Origin of the sequence: Burkholderia sp. HAN2018, assembly GCF_024704855.1 — a bacterium.
GTDB lineage: Bacteria > Pseudomonadota > Gammaproteobacteria > Burkholderiales > Burkholderiaceae > Burkholderia > Burkholderia cepacia.
Genome location: NZ_QOBB01000185.1, coordinates 1 through 14,705, shown reverse-complemented (window position 1 = coordinate 14,705; position 14,705 = coordinate 1). Strand labels below are relative to the sequence as shown.

The window sequence follows — 14,705 nt, the reverse complement described above, 5'->3', positions numbered from 1 at the left end:
CGGCGCCACGCACCTCGCCGACCTCACGCGCCGCCTCGCAGCCGCGCCGCGACGGCGCGACTTCAAGACGGTGCCGATGATCCTCGAACGCCCCGACCAGTGGGATCACGCGGCGCTCGCCGAACTGACCGGCTACCGAGGCGGCCCGAAGCAGGTATGGGACAACACCGAGCTCGGCGGCCCGTGGCTGAACCTGATGCGCAATTCGCTGAACGCGCAGATCTGGTCGTACCGCCATCCGGATTTCCTCGTCGTATCGGCCACGCACGGCAGCGCGCATCTCGCGCTGTTCGACCAGGCCGCGTGGGACAAATACGGCCTCGCGAAATTCGCCGGCGCCGCCTTTCCGGCCAACACGCTGCTCGACGCGAAAGCCGCGCAATCGAAGGGCGCACAAGACCACGAGTCGCCCGACGGCGCGTTCTCGTCGCACGACAACAGCATCGCCGCGCTGCAGCAGCGCGGCGTCGTGTTCCTGTCGTGCCACAACGCGATCTGGGAACTCGCAGAGCGGCTCGACGGCGCGAACGCGAATCCCGACAAGCTGTCGCTCGATGCGCTCGCGGCCGACCTGACCAACCACGTGATCCCGTCGGCAATCGTCACGCCGGGCGCGGTCGGCACGCTGCCCGAACTGCAGCAGGCCGGCTTCACGTACGCAAAATGAGCACCGCGATGACATCGATCCCCATGCAACCGCCGTCACCGTTGCTCCGCCGTCGGCGCACGCTGCGCGCCGCGCTGGCCGCCTGGCTCTGCTGCGCGTCGGCGCTGTCGCTCGCCGCGCCGGCCGGCCCCGCCGCGAACGTCTTCCCGCCCTGGCAGGACGGCCGCAACAACGACGCGACGCATCGCGGCCTCGAATTCACGGTGCCGCAGGTCGACGTGCTCGCCGATTTCCACGGCGACCTCACCGCGCCGAAGCTCGTGCTGTTCGTCGGCGGCAACTATTTCTTCGCGATGGCGCCGCTCGTCGCGAAGTTCGAGGAAGACCATCCCGAGTACCGCGGCCGCATCTACTGGGAGACGATCCCGCCCGGCCTGCTCGTGAAGCAGATCCAGGCGGGCGGCACGATCACCGTCGGCAACATGACGTGGACGGTCAAGCCCGACGCGTATTTCGCGGGGCTCGGCAAGATCGACGGCTTGATCGCGGACGGCACGCTCGTCGGCCCGGCCGTGCCCTACGTGACGAACCAGCTGACGATCATGGTGCGCGCCGGCAATCCGAAGCGCATCGCGTCGCTGAACGACCTCGCGCGGCCCGACGTGCAGCTTGCGATGCCCAATCCTGCATTCGAAGGCGTCGCGCGGCAGATCCGCGCGTCGTTCGTGAAGGCCGGCGGCAACGCGCTCGCGCGTACCGTCTACGACGACAAGGTGCGCGCCGGCACGACCGAGCTCACGCACATCCACCATCGGGAAACCGCGCTGTTCCTGATGCAGGGGCGCGCGGACGCGGGCGTGCTGTGGCAATCCGAGGCGGCGTTCCAGGAACAGGTCGGGCATCCGCTGATGCACATCGACATTCCGGCCGAGCAGAATACGACTGCGATCTATGCGGGCGCGATGGTGAAGGACGCGCCGCATCCGGAAGCCGCGCGCGCATGGCTCGCGTTCATCCGGTCGCCGGCAGCGTTCGGGATCTTCCAGCGCTACGGCTTCGGCCGATACGATGCGGCGACACCGCCGCAGCACCTCGCGCCGGCGCAGCAGGAGAAGCAGCCCGACGCGGGCTGACCGCGCGGCCGCGCCGGCTGCCCGGCGGCGCGCTCGCGGCCTACAACAAGGAGGGGACACGTGAACGATACGGTGCACACACCGCGACGCCGGTTCGCGCCGCTGCTGCTCGCCGCGGCGACGCTGCTGGCCGGCCACGCGCGTGCGGACGACGCGACGCTCGGCAAGACGCTCGCGACACAGGGTTCGACGACGGGCGTCGCCGCCTGCATCGGCTGCCACGGCGGCCAGGGCGAAGGCAACGCGGCGGCCGGCTTCCCGCGCCTCGCGGGCACGAGCGCCGCGTATCTGTCCGCGCAGCTTGCCGCGTTCGCGGACGGCAGCCGCCAGAATCCGGTCATGCAGCCGCTCTCGAAACTGCTGACGCCGCACGAGCGCGATGCGGTATCCGCGTACTTCGCGAGCCTGCCCGCACCGGCCGGCATCGTCGCCGCCGACGACACGTCGATCGATCCGGCGAACACCGGCGCGTGGCTCGCGACGCGCGGACGCTGGTCGCAAGGCCTGCCCGCGTGCGCCCAGTGTCACGGCCCCGGCGGCCTCGGCGTGGGCAGCGCGTTTCCGCCGCTCGCGGGCCAGCCCGCCGCCTATATCGCCGGCCAGTTGAACGGCTGGAAACACGGCACGCGCCCGCCCGGGCCGATGGCGCTGATGCCGGCGATCGCCGGCAAGCTGTCCGACGCCGACATCGACGCAGTGGCCGCCTACTACGCACGCGGCGGCGCCGCGCAGGGAGACAAGCGATGATCGACCGCACGACGCTGATCCGCCGCACCCGCACGGCACTGCTCGGCGCGGCCTGGTTGCCCGCACTCGCGTTCGCGGCCGCACCGCAGGATGCACCACCGGCCGACGCTTCCGCATCCGCGCCTTCCGCCGTTGCGGCGGCAGCCAGGCCGTTCGCGCCGCCCGCCGAATCCGCGATCCCCGCCGACGAGTTCGGCAAGACCGTGAAGCTCGGTGAGCAGATCTTCCTGCACACGCCCGAATTCGCGGGCAAGTACGTCGGCAACAAGCTGACCTGCGCGAGCTGCCACCTCGACGCGGGCCGGCGGCCCGATTCGAGCCCGATGTGGGCCGCGTACCTGCTGTATCCGGCGTACCGCAGCAAGAACGGCCACGTGAACACGTTCGCCGAGCGCCTGCAGGGATGCTTCCGCTACAGCATGAACGGCAAGGCGCCGCCGGCCGGCGACCCGATTCTCGTCGCGCTCGAAACCTATTCGTACTGGCTCGCGAAGGGCGCGCCGGTCGGCACGAAGCTGCCGGGGCAGGGGTTCCTGAAACTGCCGCCGCCCGCGCAGAAGGCCGACTATGCGCGCGGCGCCGCCGTCTACACGCAGCACTGCGCGCTGTGCCACGGTGCGGACGGCCAGGGGCAGTCGAGCGGCGGCAAGGCGGTCTTCCCGGCGCTGTGGGGCGCGCGTTCGTTCAACTGGGGCGCGGGGATGGGCGACATCCGCAATGCGGCCGGCTTCATCAAGGCCAACATGCCGCTCGGGCTCGGCGGCACGCTGACCGATCAGGAAGCGTGGGACGTCGCGACCTTCATGGACAGCCACGAACGTCCGCAGGACCCGCGCTTCACGGGCTCGGTGCACGACACGCGCGCGAAATTCCACGACTCGCCCGATTCGATGTACGGGCTCAGCGTGAACGGCCGCGTGCTCGGCGCGCCGTGACGCGGGCGCCGAGCCGGCCGTGCAGACCGCGCGGCCTGCTCCGCTCGCGCGTTCACGGACGCCAGCGATACACGATCATGCTGGTGCCGTTGTAGTTGTCCTTCGTGATCACGTATTCGCCGGTCGAGCGCAGGTACGCGCGGATCCCGTACATCGAGTCGACGTCGTTGCCGACATCCATCGCCGACGTGTTCGAGTTGGTCAGCGTCGTGACGAGGGCGCCCGTGTTGAGATCGAACACGTCGACGTTCGGCACGGTGTGCACGTAGCCGACGAACAGGTAGTGGCCGGCCGCCGCGATCGATTTCGGGTTCGCGCTCGTCAGGTTGATCACCGGGTTCGGCGCGCTCGTGTTGCCGTTCTTCCAGCCGTGATAGACCTCGATATGCCCGTTCATCGCGGTCCAGTCCCAGTTGCCCGCGAGGCCCTGCGCGAGGATCATCGTGTCGCTGTCCGCCTGGTAGATGATGCGCGTGACCGGCGCCACGGTGCCCGGCACGGCCGTCGTCGTCGGCTTGCCCCACGACGGCTTGCCGGTCGCGTCGAAACCCGTCATCGGGTAGCGGGTAATCACGTTTGAGCCGTTCAAGCCTGCCCAGACGTCGCCGTTGCCGTCGATGTCGAAACCGGCCGTGACCTGCAGCGTCGTGTTGAACGGCTTGCCCGGCAGCGAGCCGGCCGGATTCGCGATGTAGCCGGTCGCCGGCGTGAAGTAGTAGAAGTTGAAATTGCCGGGGTTCTGGCCCGACGCGACGAGGATCCGGTTGCCGCCGACCGTCACGAGCTGGCCGAAGTGCTGGCCGCGCTGGTAGTCGTTCATGTCGAGGCGCGGGTCCTTCGGGTAGCTGAACGGATCGACCGTGTTCGCGACGAACGTGCCGCCCGCCGAGCCCGTGTACACGTTGTTGCCGCTATAGAAGAACGCTCCGTCGGTCGCCGGATCGGGCGCGGCGATCGCCTCGAAGTTCAGCGCCTGCAGCTTCCATTGCAGCGCGCCCGTCGGACCGTATGAATGCAGGTCGGTGCTGCCGTTGCGCCCGAGATCCCAGCCCCCGCCCCACGCATTGTTGAGCACGTACAGGTTGCCGCCGGCATCCTTGCCGATGCCGACCACGCGCGTGAAGCGCTTGTCGCCGACCTGCCCCTTGATGCCCGATGTCGTGTCGAGATAACCGCCCTGCACGCCGAACGTGCCGACCTGCTGCGGCGCCCCGGCGAGGCTGTAGAGCTTGATGTTCATGTCCGGGCCCTGGTCGCCCACCAGCAACTGCCCCGTCGACGCGTCGAAATACAGCGCCGACGGCCGTGCGCCGGCCGCCATCTGGATCGTGTTCATCAGCGTGCCGGTCGCGCTGTACTGCACGACCACGCCCGCGCTCATGCGCGCCACCCACAGGTTGCCCGCCGCATCGAGCGCCAGCGCACCGGGCCCGGTCACGCCGATGTCGCGCTGCCAGACGCCGTCGGTCGTATAGACGCGCACGCGGTTGCCGTAGAAGTCGCTCGCATACAGCAGGTTGCCGGCGGTCGCGAGGCCGGTGATCACGTCCGGATTCGGCAGGCCCGTCCACGTGCTGACCGGGATGCGCAGGTCGCGCTGGTTCGTGCCGCGGTTGTAGCGGCCCACCGAGCCGCTGCCGAAGTTGCGGTTGTAGCCGAGCGCGACGAAGATCGACGTCGCGTTGCCGGTGATCGCGCCACCCTGGAATTCGTCGTGGATGCCGATCGTGCCCATCGGCTGGCCGTTCTGGTAGAGCGCGACACCGCCCGCGTTCTCGTCCCAGCGCGACGCCGTGTAGATCACGCCCTCGGGGGCGACCCACATCGAGCGCGCGGCGTTGCCCACGTGCTGGGCCAGCGTGCCGTACGTGTTCGCGAGCCAGTCGGTCGAGTACGACACCTGCGCGTGACTCGCCGGCGCCAGCATCGCCATGCACATTCCCAGCAATGCCGCCCGAATTTGTTTCATTGACATGAATAATGCTCCCGAACGTTCAATTGTCGACACTGTAAATCGCGGCGCATGAAATATTGGTGATTCCGGCTAAAGCGCATTCGCCTTCATCCCGAATTATTCACGCCATTCTTTTTGCCGTCCGGCGCTTTTCCGTCAACGATGGTCAAACCCGCCCATCACGCCGCAACGGCTTGCGGGCCGCACGGTTTCGGCGCTTTTCCCCGGCATTTTCTTCCGGATTGTTCAATGCAAATACGTCATTTTTTCTGAATTACCCGCATTGCCTTTTTCATTCCCCGGAAATGGGTTCGATGATTACAAATCGAAATTGAAATGAAAGGGAAAAAATATTGTCCGGCTCGATCGCGTCGGTGCGATTCAGCGCGGCGGCATGCGGCGGGAGGAAGGAAGGAGAAAGCGGGATACGGCGGAAAGAACCGCGCGCCGGCCATGCCGGCACGCAGCCGCGATCGTTCAGTTCGCGTCGTCGAGGGTCGGGCCGTCCCAGCCGTCGAGGAATTTCGGCAGCGCGTCCGCGACGTCGATCACGCGGTGCCGGTAGAACAGGTGCATCGTCGGCTGCAGGTCGCCGGGCAGTTGCCCGCCGTGCGCACGCGCGGCCAGGCTGTTCGGTACGACGCGCATGCCGAACCGGTTGGTGCCGCACACGATCTCGCCGCAGGACGCGCAATACGTGCGCGACATCGACTTCGCCGGATGCGGGAACGTCGCATGGCCGCCCTCGACGGCCGCCTGCTCCGGCGGCCACGCGGTCGCCGACAGCACCGGCGTGCCGTAGAAATCGCGGCAGGTCGCGCAATGGCAGTTCGCGCGCGCCGCCGGCTCGCCGCGCAACGTCACGGTGACGGTTCCGCACAGGCAACTCGCGGAATACGTTCGGGTCATGTCGTCTCCTCGAAAAACGGAGGCGACAGTGTAGGGGCATGCCTGCAACGTCGCCCGCATCGGCTGCGGGCGACGTTGCGGACGCAACGATCGCGGCGCGTCAGAACTTCTGGCGCAGGCCGAGGCTGACGATGGCCTGCGACCGCGAATCGGACGAGTGGCCGTTCGCCTTGTCGGACACCGACGCGGTCGCGGCCACCGGCCGGCCGAGCGCGTCGAGCGTCATGCCCGATGCGTGCTGGTACGCGCCGAGCAGGTACACGCTGGTGCGCTTCGACAGGTCGTAGGTGGCGCCGAGCGTGACGTTGTGATACTGCGCGCGGTCGTCCACGCCGTCGACATCGCTGCCGCGCGTGTAGCTGTAGCCCGCGAACAGTTGCGTCTGCGGGCGCACGTTCCAGCGCGTGAACACGCCCGCGACGTTGAACGTCGCGTGGCCCGTGAACCGCGACTGGTCGCCGCTGCGGTACTGCACGTTGCTGTAGTTCACCCCGACGACGGCCGGGCCGAAATCGTAGGTCGCGCCGGTCGCGATGATCTGCTGCGACTGCGCGCTCGCATAGCCTTCGTTGATCGACGAGTTGAACAGCCCGTCGTCGGTGCTCTGCCACTTGCCGGCCGTCGGGTCGGTCGCGCCCGTCTTGCTGTTGTCCGATCGCTCGTAGCCGACGCCGACGCGCAGCGGGCCCGCCGCGTACGCCGCGCCGACGCTCCACGTGTTGCGCTGCTTCATGCTGCCCGGCTGGCTGCCGAAACCGTACAGCGCGCCGAACGTGAAGCCCGAGTAGTTGGCGCTCGTGTACTTGATCGAGCTGTTGACGCGCGCCGTCTGGTCGAGGTCGTCGATATCGCCCGGGTGCGCGCCGAAGCCGCCGATGAACGACGACGGGCCGACCGGGCTCACGAAGTCGTCGAGCGACGTGTACTGGCGGCCGAGCGTAACCGTGCCGTAGCGGTCGCTGCCGAGGCCGACGAACGCCTGGCGGCCGAACTGGCGGCCGCCCTGGCCCGACGTGCCGTTCGTGATGTCGAAGCCGTTCTCGAGGACGAACAGCGCGCGCATCCCGCCGCCCAGATCCTCGGAACCCTTGATGCCCCAGCGGCTGCCGGACAGGTTGCCGGTCGTGAGCCCGACGTTCGAATGGCCGGTGTACGCGCCCGCGGAGCCGACCCGTTCGTTGCTGCGATAGGTCACGCCCGCGTCGACGATGCCGTACAGCGTGACGGAGCTTTGCGCGGCGGCGACGCCCGCGAGCGAGAGCAGCAGCGGGGCTGCGATCAGTTGCTTGTTCATGATTGTCGTGTCTCCGGGCGGTGAACCCGTTGTTCTGGCTGTCAGTTGCGAGTAGCGCGCGGGCGGCGAGATCCGCCGGCGGTGCGAGGCCGGCATCGTCCGCGCGCGACGACGCGGCGGGCATGCCCGCTGCGGCCGCCATGGTAGATGGAACCGGTTTCAATCTGAAGCGGAATAATGAAAAATGTTTATTGCCAAAATCGAGATAGTCGACCGGGCGGCCGTGTGCGCAGCGCGCCGTCCCTGTACAGCCCGGGCGGGTGCACCCGATAATCGAGCGCGCCCCTTCCCTCGGGAGTTCCGTCATGCATGAAACGACCCTGCTGGTCTTCGCCGCCGTCGCCTTCGTCGGCATCGCGACACCCGGCCCGACCGTGCTGCTCGCGCTGACCAACGGCTCGCGCTACGGCGTGCGACGCGCGGCCTACGGCTTCGCGGGCGCGATGCTGTCCGATTTCGTGCTGATCGTCGCGGTCGCGCTCGGCCTCGGCGCGCTGCTGATGGCGTCGGCGTTCTGGTTCTCGGTCGTGAAGTGGCTCGGCGCCGCTTACCTCGCGTACGTCGGCATCCGGCTGCTGATGTCGAAGGGTTCGCTCGACGTCGCCGCCGCGCACGGTGAAGCGGTATCCGGGCGCAACGCGTCGATCTTCGCGAAGAGTTTCCTCACGGCGGTGACGAACCCGAAGGGCTACCTGTTCTTCTCCGCGTTCCTGCCGCAGTTCCTCGATCCGTCCGCGCCGCTCGCGCCGCAATACGTCGCGCTCGCGGTCACCTTCGCGCTGCTCGACGGCGCGGTGATGTTCGGCTATGCGCTGCTCGGCGCACGCGCGGTGCGGCTGCTGAAGCGCGCGGGCGCGCTGTGGCTCGAACGCACGTGCGGCGCGATGCTGCTCGCGCTCGCCGGGTCGCTGGCGTTGTACCGGCGTCATGCGGCGTAGGGGCGGACACCGATGAAAATCGCCGCACCGCCCCGCTCCGGCTTTCCGGGCCTGTCGCTCCGCCAGCTCGAACGCGCCGACCTCGACGCGTGGTACGCGTACCTGTCGATCCCCGACGTCTTCCGCCACACGAGCTGGAACCTGCGCGCGCCCGACGATCTGCTGCCGCTGTTCGACGCCATCGAATCGGCCGACCCCGATTCGGTCCGGCGTCTCGCCGTGATCGACGACGCATCGGGCGCGCTCGCCGGGACGATCGGCCTGCATACCGTCTCCACCGCGAACCGCTCGGCCGAGATCGCATACGATCTCGCGCCGTCGCACTGGGGGCGCGGGGTCGCGAGCGCGCTGTGCGCGGCCGTCACCGCGTGGGCCTTCGCGGACGGCGGCTTCATGCGCATGCAGGGCGTGGTGCTGACCGGCAACGCGGGCTCCGCGCGCGTGCTGCAGAAGTGCGGCTACCGCTACGAAGGGCTGTTGCGCGCGTACAGGATGGTGCGCGGCACACCGGGCGATTTCGCGATGTACGCGCGCCTCGCGACCGACTGACGCGCCACCCGCGGCTTCACGCCCAACCGCTCACGGCCTGCGGCACCGCACGCGCACGCCATTGGACGACCCGAGCCGAATTGGCGACAATCGCCGTTCCCTTCCCCGACGATCCGCCATGAAAATCGCCGCGCTGTCCGACATCCACGGCAACCTCGCCGCGCTCGACGCGGTGCTCGACGACGTCCGCCGCCGCGGCGCCGACGTGATCGTCAATCTCGGCGACATCCTGTCAGGGGCGCTCCATCCGCCCGAAACGGCCGACAGCCTGATCGCGCTCGACCTGCCGACCATCAGGGGCAATCACGAACGGCAACTGCTCGGCGGCGATCGCGAGTCGATGCGGCTGTCGGATCGCTGGGCGCACGACACGCTGCGCGCCGACCATCTCGCATGGATCGCCGCGCTGCCCGAGCGCGCGATGCTCGACGGCGACGTGTTGATGGTGCACGGCACGCCCGGCAGCGACCTCGCCTATTTCCTCGAAACCGTCACGCCCGACGGCTGCCGCGCGGCGACGCCCGCGGAAATCGCGAAACGCGCGGGCGACGAACCGGCATCGCTGATCCTGTGCGGCCACACGCACATCCCGCGTACGGCCAGACTCGACGACGGCCGGCTGGTCGTCAACCCGGGCAGCGTCGGGCTGCAGGCGTACGCGGACGACCTGCCGCACCCGCACCGCATCGAGACGGGTTCGCCGCATGCGCGCTACGCGATGGTGTCGCGCACGGCGGCCGGCTGGAACGTCGAATTTCATGCGGTCGAATACGACTGGCACACGGCGGCCGCCACCGCGGCATCGCGCGGGCGCGACGACTGGACCGTCGCGCTGCGCACCGGCCGGTGCTGACACGCGCCGCCCGCTGTTACTTCATTCACAGGAAAACCGCGCCACCATGCCCGTTCCGTCGCAACTGCTCTTCCTGCCCGGCGCATCGGGCAGCACCGCCTTCTGGCAACCGCTCGCAGGCAGCCTGACGCATCCGGCCGAGCGCCGGATCGTCGGTTATCCGGGTTTCGGCGACACGCCGCGCGATCCGGCCGTCGACGATTTCGACAGCCTCGTGCGTCATGTCCTGGAAACGATCGACCGGCCGACCGCCGTGATCGCGCAATCGATGGGCGGCGTGATCGCGATGCGCGCGGCGCTCGACAAGCCCGGCCTGGTCACGCACCTCGTACTGACGGTCACGTCCGGCGGGCTCGACATGGCAGGGCTCGGCGCGCAGGACTGGCGGACCGGGTTCGCGCAAGCCAACCCGCAGCTGCCCGACTGGTTCCTGACGTTCCGTGCCGACCTGTCGCGGGAAATCGGCCGCATCGCGCAGCCGACGCTGCTGCTGTGGGGCGACGACGATCCGCTCAGCCCCGTCGCGGCCGGCCGGCGCCTGCTCGTGCGGCTGCCCGACGCGCAGCTGCACGTCGTGCCGGGCGGCCGGCACGATCTCGCGGCCGTGCACGCGGCGACGCTCGCGCCGCTCGTCGACGCGCATCTGCGGCGCGTGTAACGTCGCGCGTCGGCGTCGGCGTCGGCTTCGGCTTCGGCTTCGGCTTCGGCTTCGGCTTCGGCTTCGGCTTCGGCTTCGGCGTCAGTTTCCGCTACGGCTTCAGCACGAACCTGAAACCCCGCGGCTCACGCGCCGCCCCCGTCACCCCGCATTGCGCAGCGTGAGCCGCGCCTCCAGCCCGCCGCCGTCCGCGCGGTTGTTCAGCGTGAGCGTGCCGCCCATCGCAAGCGCGAGTTGCCGCGCGATCGCGAGGCCGAGCCCCGTGCCGCCCGTCTCCCGGTTGCGCGACGTCTCCACGCGCCGGAACGGCTCGAACACCGCGTCGAGCTGATCGTCCGGAATGCCGGGCCCGCGGTCGAGCACGGCGATCACCGCGCCGCCGTCCGGCGCGGCGTGCACGTCGATCTCGGCCGCGCCCGCGAACTTCAGCGCGTTGTCGACGAGGTTGCCGACGATGCGGCGCAGCGCCTTCGGCCGCGTGACGAGCGCGAGCGGCGCGCGGCTGTGCAGCGCGACGTCCTGCCCCGCATCCGTGTAATCGCACACGATGCTGTCGAGCAGCGCATCGAGATCGATGCGGCGCGTGGCCTCCTCGGTGCCGTGCAGCGTCCGCGCATACGCCACGCCCTCCTTCACCAGATGCTCCATCTCGAGCAGGTCCTGGCGCAGCTTCGCGCCCTGCGTGTCGTCGTCCATCACGTCGACGCGCAAGCGCATTCGCGTGATCGGCGTCTGCAGGTCGTGCGAGATCGACGCGAGGATCTGCATGCGCTCGGCCATGTACTGCGCGATGCGGTCCTGCATCGCGTTGAACGCCCGGGCGGCGCGCGCGACTTCCGACGGCCCGCCCTCGTTCAGCCGCTCGCCCTTCAGGTCGGGGCCGAGCGCATCGGCGGCCTGCGCGAGCTGCTTGAGCGGCCGCGTCGCGAGCCGCACCGCGAGCCAGCAGCACGCGGCCAGCACCGCGAGCTGCAGCAGGAGCACGACCGGCAGCCAGCCCGACAGCGGCACCGTCGACATCGGATGGATGTCGATCGTGAGCGGCGACCCGTCGGTCAGGCGCAGATGCACCTGCAGATGTTCGCGGTCGCCGGGGATCGCGTTCGCGGTCAGCGGATAGTCGCCGCCGATGCCGTCGGAAATCGACCGCTCGACGCGCGCCGACAGCCGCGCTTCCGGCGGCGTGCCGGTCTCGCCGGGCCCGAGGATGAACGCATAGCTGCGCCGCGCAAGGCGCGGCAGCCAGGCGGCCCGCTCGGCCGGCGGCAGGTGGTCGAGCAGCGCGACCGAGCTGGCGACCTCGCGCTCGATGTAGCCCATCATCAGGTTGGTGGTCGCCTGGTCGCGCTCGGTCACCGTGAGCCAGAACGACAGCGTCTGCGCGAGCGCGAGGCCCACGCACAGGATCAACGCGAGCCGCGCGAACAGCGAGCGCGGCCAGTGCCACGACGTCAACGTGCGCGCGCTCATGGCGTACCGTCGACGGCGGTCACGGCCGACGAGAACACGTAGCCCTCGTTGCGCAGCGTCTTGATGTAGCGCGGCTCGCGCGCGCCGTCGCGCAGGCGCTGGCGCAGCCGGCTCACGAGCAGGTCGATCGACCGGTCGAACGGGTCGGACTGCCGCCCCTGCGTGAGATTGAGCAACTGGTCGCGCGTCAGCACGCGCTGCGGGTTGTCGAGGAACACGCGCAGCAGCCGGTATTCGGCGCCGCTCAGCGCGACCAGCGTGCCGTCGGTATCGAGCAGGTGGCGTCCGGTCGTGTCGAGACGCCATTCGCCGAACGCGAGCATCGCAGCCGTTTCCGTCACCTGCATGCCGGGCGGCAGCATGCGTGCGCGCCGCAGCACCGAGCGGATCCGCGCGAGCAGTTCGCGCACCGCGAACGGCTTGGCGAGGTAGTCGTCGGCGCCCATCTCGAGGCCGATGATGCGGTCGGTTTCCTCGCCGCGCGCGGTCAGCATCAGCACGGGCACCGTGCGGAACTTGCCCGCGCGCAGGTCGCGGCACAGCGTGAGGCCGTCCTCGCCCGGCATCATCAGGTCGAGCACGATCAGGTCGGGCGCGCCGTCGTCCAGCACGTTGCGCATCTCGCGGCCGTTCGCGGCCAGCGATACGCGCATGCCGTTCTTCTCCAGATAATCCGCGATCAGTTCGCGGATCGCGCGATCGTCGTCGACGATCAGCACGTGGTCGATCTTGTCCATGGGTCGTTTCGGTATCGAGGTATCGATGAGTCGAGGCAGGCGATGTCCGCTTTTATACCGCACGGCGGGCGCGCGTTTGTATCCCAATGTATCGCGCCGCCGTGACGACACACAACATTGCACACGCGCGGCTTGCCGGACACATCGCAGATACGTCGGCGCCGCCTAATGGGGCCTGTCGAAACCCGTCCGGCCGCCGCCTCCGAGCGGCGGCCTCCCGCTCAGGAGAACGCCATGCTGCCCCGACTCAAGACCGCCGCCCTCGTCATCGCCCTCGCCGCCACGGCCGGGCTCGCCGCGTTCGCCGGCACCCGCGACGATGCGAGCATGCCGGCCTCGCAGGCCGGGATGGCGGCACCGGATTTCACGGGCATCGACCGCTGGCACAACAGCGCGCCGCTGACGCTCGGCCAGTTGCGCGGCAAGGTCGTGCTCGTCGATTTCTGGACGTACTCGTGCATCAACTGCATTCATACGATTCCGTACGTGAAGGAATGGGACCGCAAGTATCGCGACCAGGGGCTCGTGGTGGTCGGCGTGCATACGCCCGAGTATCCGTTCGAGCGCGACGCGGGCAACGTCGCCGATGCGATCAGGCGCTTCGGCATCCGGTACCCGGTCGCGCAGGACAACCGCTACGACACGTGGCGCGCGTACGGCAACCAGTACTGGCCCGCGCTGTACCTGATCGATGCCAACGGAAAGGTCGTCTATACGCGCTATGGCGAAGGCGCGTACGACAAGACCGAGGCCGCGATTCGCGATGCGCTCGCGCAGGCGGGAGAAGGCACGAAGGGCGCGACGCGCACGCAATGACGGAGCCGGTGCGCGGGCGTGGCACGCGCCCGCGCACGCCGCCGGGGTCACGGCGTGCACGCCGCTTGCGCGTCACGCGCGTTTCGCGTCGGCCGCCGCGAGCATCGCCTCCCCGATCGCGAGGTTGCCCTCCGCGACCAGCGCTTCGCCCGCGCCGCGGATATCGGCTTCGTCCTTGTTCTGCCCGAGCTTGCGCTTGCCGACGAGCCGCGTGATCTCGATCTGCAGCCCGACGATCGACGCCAGCATCCTGTCGATGTAGTCCTTCGGCGCATCGCCCATCTTCCACGGCACCGGCTGCGACGCCTCGTGCGTACGCGTCAGCCGCGCGACCACGCCGCGCACGAACTTCTCGTCGTCGCGCACCGTGATGCGGCCATGCGCGTGCACGACCACGTAGTTCCAGGTCGGCACCTGCCGGTGCGCCACGTGCTTGCTCGGATACCAGGTCGGCGAGATGTAGGCGTCGCCCGCGCGGAAGATCGCGAGCACCTCGTCGCCGTTCGCGACGTCCTGCCAGACCGGATTCGCGCGCGAGACGTGCGCGTGCAGCTCGCCGAGCCCGCCGTCGTCGGGCAGCAGCTCGAACGGAATGTGGTTCGCGTCGAGCCCGTTCCTGCCGTGCGTGATCAGGCTGCCGAACGGATGCTGCACGATCAGCTCGCGCATCGCGTCGGGGTCGGGCTCGTTGAATTCGGCGGGGACGTACATGTCGGCTCCACGGTCATGCGGGGTTGGAAACGGCGCGGGCGCGAGCCCGTCACCCGCCGATTGTGACCTCAAACTGGTTTATGCTGTAGAGCCGGTTTGGAACAATTTCAGCAGACCAGAATCATGGCAAGAACGACCCGGATCGTCGAAATCCCGTCGCTCGGCGCGCTCGACCGCGCGGCCGGCGACCTGAGCCGCCAGCTCGCGCAGGCGCTGCGCGAAGCCGTACGTCGCGGCGACGTCCGGCCGGGCGACGCGCTCCCGTCCACGCGGCTGCTCGCCACGTCGTTGCAGGTTGCCCGCGGCACCGTCGTCGATGCGTATGCGCAGCTCATCGCCGAAGGCTTTCTCGAATCGCGCGGCGGCGCGGGCACGCGGGTCGCGAACGCGCTCG

17 protein-coding genes are annotated in these 14,705 nt (G+C 69.2%); 10 read left to right on the top strand and 7 right to left on the bottom strand.

Annotation, left to right across the window (positions count from 1 at the left end; genetic code table 11):
• The 4 genes from DPV74_RS31430 to DPV74_RS31415 all read left to right on the top strand — a co-directional run.
• Positions 1 to 667: transcriptional initiation protein Tat (locus DPV74_RS31430; RefSeq protein ID WP_240440042.1), on the top strand; the 667-nt coding region annotated here is incomplete at its 5' end.
• An 8-nt stretch (positions 668 to 675) separates the two neighbouring features.
• A complete protein-coding gene (locus tag DPV74_RS31425) occupies positions 676 to 1,740 on the top strand; it encodes a substrate-binding domain-containing protein (protein WP_119338598.1) in 1,065 nt (354 codons plus the stop codon).
• 60 nt (positions 1,741 to 1,800) lie between these two features.
• Positions 1,801 to 2,487, top strand: a complete 687-nt coding sequence (locus DPV74_RS31420; RefSeq protein ID WP_060193999.1) for a c-type cytochrome — start codon at positions 1,801 to 1,803, stop codon at positions 2,485 to 2,487.
• Positions 2,484 to 3,422, top strand: a complete 939-nt coding sequence (locus DPV74_RS31415) for a c-type cytochrome (protein WP_119338597.1) — start codon at positions 2,484 to 2,486, stop codon at positions 3,420 to 3,422. The genes DPV74_RS31420 and DPV74_RS31415 overlap by 4 nt, the downstream gene beginning before the upstream one ends.
• Before the next feature lie 52 nt (positions 3,423 to 3,474).
• Here the strand turns inward: DPV74_RS31415 and DPV74_RS31410 are convergent, their stop codons facing one another.
• From DPV74_RS31410 to DPV74_RS31395, 4 genes are all read right to left on the bottom strand, one after another.
• Positions 3,475 to 5,397: an SMP-30/gluconolactonase/LRE family protein gene (locus DPV74_RS31410; protein WP_119338596.1), complete on the bottom strand. Its 1,923-nt coding sequence runs from the start codon at positions 5,395 to 5,397 to the stop codon at positions 3,475 to 3,477.
• 271 nt (positions 5,398 to 5,668) lie between these two features.
• Positions 5,669 to 5,839: a hypothetical protein gene (locus DPV74_RS31405; protein WP_162923186.1), complete on the bottom strand. Its 171-nt coding sequence runs from the start codon at positions 5,837 to 5,839 to the stop codon at positions 5,669 to 5,671.
• A 14-nt stretch (positions 5,840 to 5,853) separates the two neighbouring features.
• Positions 5,854 to 6,285 (bottom strand): GFA family protein, encoded by a 432-nt coding sequence (locus DPV74_RS31400; RefSeq protein WP_119338595.1) that lies wholly within the window; start codon positions 6,283 to 6,285, stop codon positions 5,854 to 5,856.
• Positions 6,286 to 6,385: 100 nt separating this feature from the next.
• On the bottom strand, positions 6,386 to 7,579 hold the full coding sequence (locus DPV74_RS31395; protein WP_027790560.1) for a porin: 1,194 nt from the start codon (positions 7,577 to 7,579) through the stop codon (positions 6,386 to 6,388).
• 305 nt (positions 7,580 to 7,884) lie between these two features.
• Here DPV74_RS31395 and DPV74_RS31390 point away from each other — a divergent pair, with 305 nt between their 5' ends.
• From DPV74_RS31390 to DPV74_RS31375, 4 genes are all read left to right on the top strand, one after another.
• Complete coding sequence (locus DPV74_RS31390) at positions 7,885 to 8,517, top strand: LysE family translocator (RefSeq protein WP_021161182.1); 633 nt, start codon at positions 7,885 to 7,887, stop codon at positions 8,515 to 8,517.
• Between the two features lie 12 nt (positions 8,518 to 8,529).
• On the top strand, positions 8,530 to 9,066 hold the full coding sequence (locus DPV74_RS31385) for a GNAT family N-acetyltransferase (RefSeq protein WP_119338594.1): 537 nt from the start codon (positions 8,530 to 8,532) through the stop codon (positions 9,064 to 9,066).
• Between the two features lie 118 nt (positions 9,067 to 9,184).
• A complete protein-coding gene (locus DPV74_RS31380) occupies positions 9,185 to 9,919 on the top strand; it encodes a metallophosphoesterase (RefSeq protein WP_119338593.1) in 735 nt (244 codons plus the stop codon).
• 46 nt (positions 9,920 to 9,965) lie between these two features.
• On the top strand, positions 9,966 to 10,577 hold the full coding sequence (locus DPV74_RS31375) for an alpha/beta fold hydrolase (protein WP_119338592.1): 612 nt from the start codon (positions 9,966 to 9,968) through the stop codon (positions 10,575 to 10,577).
• A gap of 141 nt (positions 10,578 to 10,718) precedes the next feature.
• Here DPV74_RS31375 and DPV74_RS31370 read toward each other — a convergent pair whose 3' ends face one another.
• Together DPV74_RS31370 and DPV74_RS31365 are read right to left on the bottom strand one after the other, a co-directional pair.
• Positions 10,719 to 12,047 carry an ATP-binding protein gene (locus DPV74_RS31370; RefSeq protein WP_119338591.1) on the bottom strand — a complete coding sequence of 443 codons (1,329 nt, stop codon included), beginning with the start codon at positions 12,045 to 12,047 and terminating at the stop codon, positions 10,719 to 10,721.
• On the bottom strand, positions 12,044 to 12,784 hold the full coding sequence (locus DPV74_RS31365; RefSeq protein ID WP_021161177.1) for a response regulator: 741 nt from the start codon (positions 12,782 to 12,784) through the stop codon (positions 12,044 to 12,046). The genes DPV74_RS31370 and DPV74_RS31365 overlap by 4 nt, the downstream gene beginning before the upstream one ends.
• A gap of 234 nt (positions 12,785 to 13,018) precedes the next feature.
• Between DPV74_RS31365 and DPV74_RS31360 the strand changes: the two genes are divergently transcribed.
• Complete coding sequence (locus DPV74_RS31360; RefSeq protein WP_060170515.1) at positions 13,019 to 13,600, top strand: thioredoxin family protein; 582 nt, start codon at positions 13,019 to 13,021, stop codon at positions 13,598 to 13,600.
• 72 nt (positions 13,601 to 13,672) lie between these two features.
• Here DPV74_RS31360 and DPV74_RS31355 read toward each other — a convergent pair whose 3' ends face one another.
• Positions 13,673 to 14,311 carry an FMN-binding negative transcriptional regulator gene (locus tag DPV74_RS31355; RefSeq protein WP_059697072.1) on the bottom strand — a complete coding sequence of 213 codons (639 nt, stop codon included), beginning with the start codon at positions 14,309 to 14,311 and terminating at the stop codon, positions 13,673 to 13,675.
• 123 nt (positions 14,312 to 14,434) lie between these two features.
• Between DPV74_RS31355 and DPV74_RS31350 the strand changes: the two genes are divergently transcribed.
• A partial coding sequence (locus tag DPV74_RS31350) for a GntR family transcriptional regulator (protein WP_162923185.1) occupies positions 14,435 to 14,705 on the top strand: 271 nt, incomplete at its 3' end.

Excerpts from the sequence above, each read along its gene's own strand:
- DPV74_RS31425 (WP_119338598.1), top strand. The coding sequence starts at position 676 with ATGACATCGATCCCCATGCAACCGCCGTCACCGTTGCTCCGCCGTCGG.
- DPV74_RS31415 (WP_119338597.1), top strand. The coding sequence starts at position 2,484 with ATGATCGACCGCACGACGCTGATCCGCCGCACCCGCACGGCACTGCTC.
- DPV74_RS31410 (WP_119338596.1), bottom strand. The coding sequence starts at position 5,397 with ATGTCAATGAAACAAATTCGGGCGGCATTGCTGGGAATGTGCATGGCG.
- DPV74_RS31400 (WP_119338595.1), bottom strand. The coding sequence starts at position 6,285 with ATGACCCGAACGTATTCCGCGAGTTGCCTGTGCGGAACCGTCACCGTG.
- DPV74_RS31395 (WP_027790560.1), bottom strand. The coding sequence starts at position 7,579 with ATGAACAAGCAACTGATCGCAGCCCCGCTGCTGCTCTCGCTCGCGGGC.
- DPV74_RS31390 (WP_021161182.1), top strand. The coding sequence starts at position 7,885 with ATGCATGAAACGACCCTGCTGGTCTTCGCCGCCGTCGCCTTCGTCGGC.
- DPV74_RS31385 (WP_119338594.1), top strand. The coding sequence starts at position 8,530 with ATGAAAATCGCCGCACCGCCCCGCTCCGGCTTTCCGGGCCTGTCGCTC.
- DPV74_RS31380 (WP_119338593.1), top strand. The coding sequence starts at position 9,185 with ATGAAAATCGCCGCGCTGTCCGACATCCACGGCAACCTCGCCGCGCTC.
- DPV74_RS31375 (WP_119338592.1), top strand. The coding sequence starts at position 9,966 with ATGCCCGTTCCGTCGCAACTGCTCTTCCTGCCCGGCGCATCGGGCAGC.
- DPV74_RS31370 (WP_119338591.1), bottom strand. The coding sequence starts at position 12,047 with ATGAGCGCGCGCACGTTGACGTCGTGGCACTGGCCGCGCTCGCTGTTC.
- DPV74_RS31365 (WP_021161177.1), bottom strand. The coding sequence starts at position 12,784 with ATGGACAAGATCGACCACGTGCTGATCGTCGACGACGATCGCGCGATC.
- DPV74_RS31360 (WP_060170515.1), top strand. The coding sequence starts at position 13,019 with ATGCTGCCCCGACTCAAGACCGCCGCCCTCGTCATCGCCCTCGCCGCC.
- DPV74_RS31355 (WP_059697072.1), bottom strand. The coding sequence starts at position 14,311 with ATGTACGTCCCCGCCGAATTCAACGAGCCCGACCCCGACGCGATGCGC.